1 protein-coding gene and 2 pseudogenes are annotated in these 1,913 nt (G+C 72.1%); all 3 read left to right on the forward strand.

Annotated features, from left to right (window positions below):
• Window positions 1-1,080, forward strand: a 1,080-nt coding sequence (pyrC, locus tag AC2W7M_RS24600) for a dihydroorotase (RefSeq protein ID WP_486135657.1), incomplete at its 5' end; no start/stop codon positions are given.
• Window positions 1,081-1,104: 24 nt separating this feature from the next.
• Window positions 1,105-1,720 (forward strand): annotated as a pseudogene (plsY, locus tag AC2W7M_RS24605) (glycerol-3-phosphate 1-O-acyltransferase PlsY).
• 3 nt (window positions 1,721-1,723) lie between these two features.
• Window positions 1,724-1,913 (forward strand): annotated as a pseudogene (locus tag AC2W7M_RS24610) (DNA-processing protein DprA); the annotation flags it as partial.

A 1,913-nucleotide genomic window follows, 5' to 3' on the forward strand; every position in this document is an offset into this window, starting at 1 on the left:
AGAGCCGGCGCCGAGCCGCGCGAGACGCTGGCGAGCGCCTCGCTCGCCGCCGCCGCCGGCGGCGTCACCACGCTGATCTGCCAGCCCGACACCGACCCGGTGGTGGACGAGCCGGCCATCGTCGACTTCATCCTGCGCCGCGCCCGCGACACGGCGGTGGTGCGCGTCCACCCCATGGCCGCCATCACCAAGGGCCTCAAGGGCGAGGAGATGACCGAGATCGGCCTGCTCACCGCCGCCGGCGCGGTCGCCTTCACGGACGGCCACAAATCGGTGCCGAGCGCGCAGGTGCTGCGCCGCGTGCTGACCTATGCGCGGGATTTCGACGCCCTCATCGTGCACCACACCGAGGACGCCACCATGTCCGGCGGCGCCATGAACCAGGGCGAATTCGCCGCGCGCCTCGGCCTCGGCGGCGTGCCGAAATCGGCCGAGACCATCGTGCTGGAACGCGACGTGCGCCTGGTGGGCGACGCGCGCGGGCGCTACCACGCGGCGGCCGTGACCTGCGCCGAATCGCTCGCCGTGCTGGAACGCGCCAAGGAGGCCGGGCTGCCGGTGACCGCCTCCGCCTCCATCAACCATCTGACCTTCAACGAGCTGGACATCGGCTCCTACCGCACCTTCTTCAAGCTGCGCCCGCCGCTGCGCGCTGAGGAGGACCGCAAGGCGCTGATCCGGGCGCTGGCGAGCGGACTGATCGACGTGGTGGTCTCGGACCACCTGCCCCAGGACGTGGAGGGCAAGCGCCTGCCCTTCTCGGAAGCCGAGCCCGGCGCACTGGGCCTCGAAACCCTGCTGGCCGCCGCGCTGCGCCTCGTCCATGCGGACGAGATCGACCTCGTGAACCTGCTGCACGCTCTGTCGACGCGGCCGGCGCAAATCCTCGGCCTCAAGGGCGGCACGCTGAAGGCCGGCGCCCCGGCGGACGTCATCGTCTTCGATCCGCACCAGGCCTATGTGCTCGACAAGCGGGACCTGAAGTCGCGCTCGCGCAACACGCCGTTCGACGAGGCGCGGCTGGACGGGCGGGTGCTGCGGACCATCGTTGCCGGGCAGACCGTCTACGAATACGTTTGAGCGCCCACCCACCGCCGGACGCCCATGCTCTCTTCGCTTTCCTGGTCGCTGCCCGCGGCGCCGACGCTCCTCGCCCTCGCCATCGGCTATCTCTTGGGCTCGATCCCGTTCGGGCTGGTGCTGACGCGGCTCGGCCGCACCCGCGACATCCGCACCATCGGCTCGGGCAATATCGGCGCCACCAACGTGCTGCGCACCGGCCGCAAGGACCTCGCCGCCCTCACCTTGCTGGGCGATGCGCTGAAGGGAACCGCGGCGGTGCTGATCGCCGGGCACCTCTTCGGCCCTGACGGGGCGCTGGCCGCGGGCCTCGCCGCGTTTCTCGGGCACGTCTTCCCGGTCTGGCTCGGCTTCAAGGCGGCAAGGGGTCGCGACCTTCCTCGGCGTCGCGCTGGCGCTGGCCTGGCCGGCGGCGCTCGCCTTCGCGGCCGCCTGGCTGCTGGTGGCCTATCTGACGCGCTATTCCTCACTCTCGGCTCTCGTTGCCGCCGTCGCCACACCGCTGGCCGCCCTGGCGCTCGGCGAGACGCGGGCGGCGCTGCTGCTCATGCTGCTGGCGGCGATCCTGTGGGCCAAGCACCACGAGAACATCGCCCGGCTGGTCGCCGGCACCGAAGGCAAGATCGGCGCGAAGGGCTGAGCGATGGCTTCCCGCGGCGCGCCCTCCTCCCCGCCGCCCGAAGCCGGACGCGACCTGCTCGGCCCCGAGCAGCGGCTGGACTGGCTGCGCCTGATCCGCACCGAAAATGTCGGCCCGCGCACCTTTCCGCGTGCTTATCAACCAGTTTGGCGGCGCGGCCGCGGCGCTGGAGGCGCTGCCGAGCCTCGCCCGG

Source organism: Xanthobacter sp. BG11Y11_SDJG, from assembly GCF_057364445.1.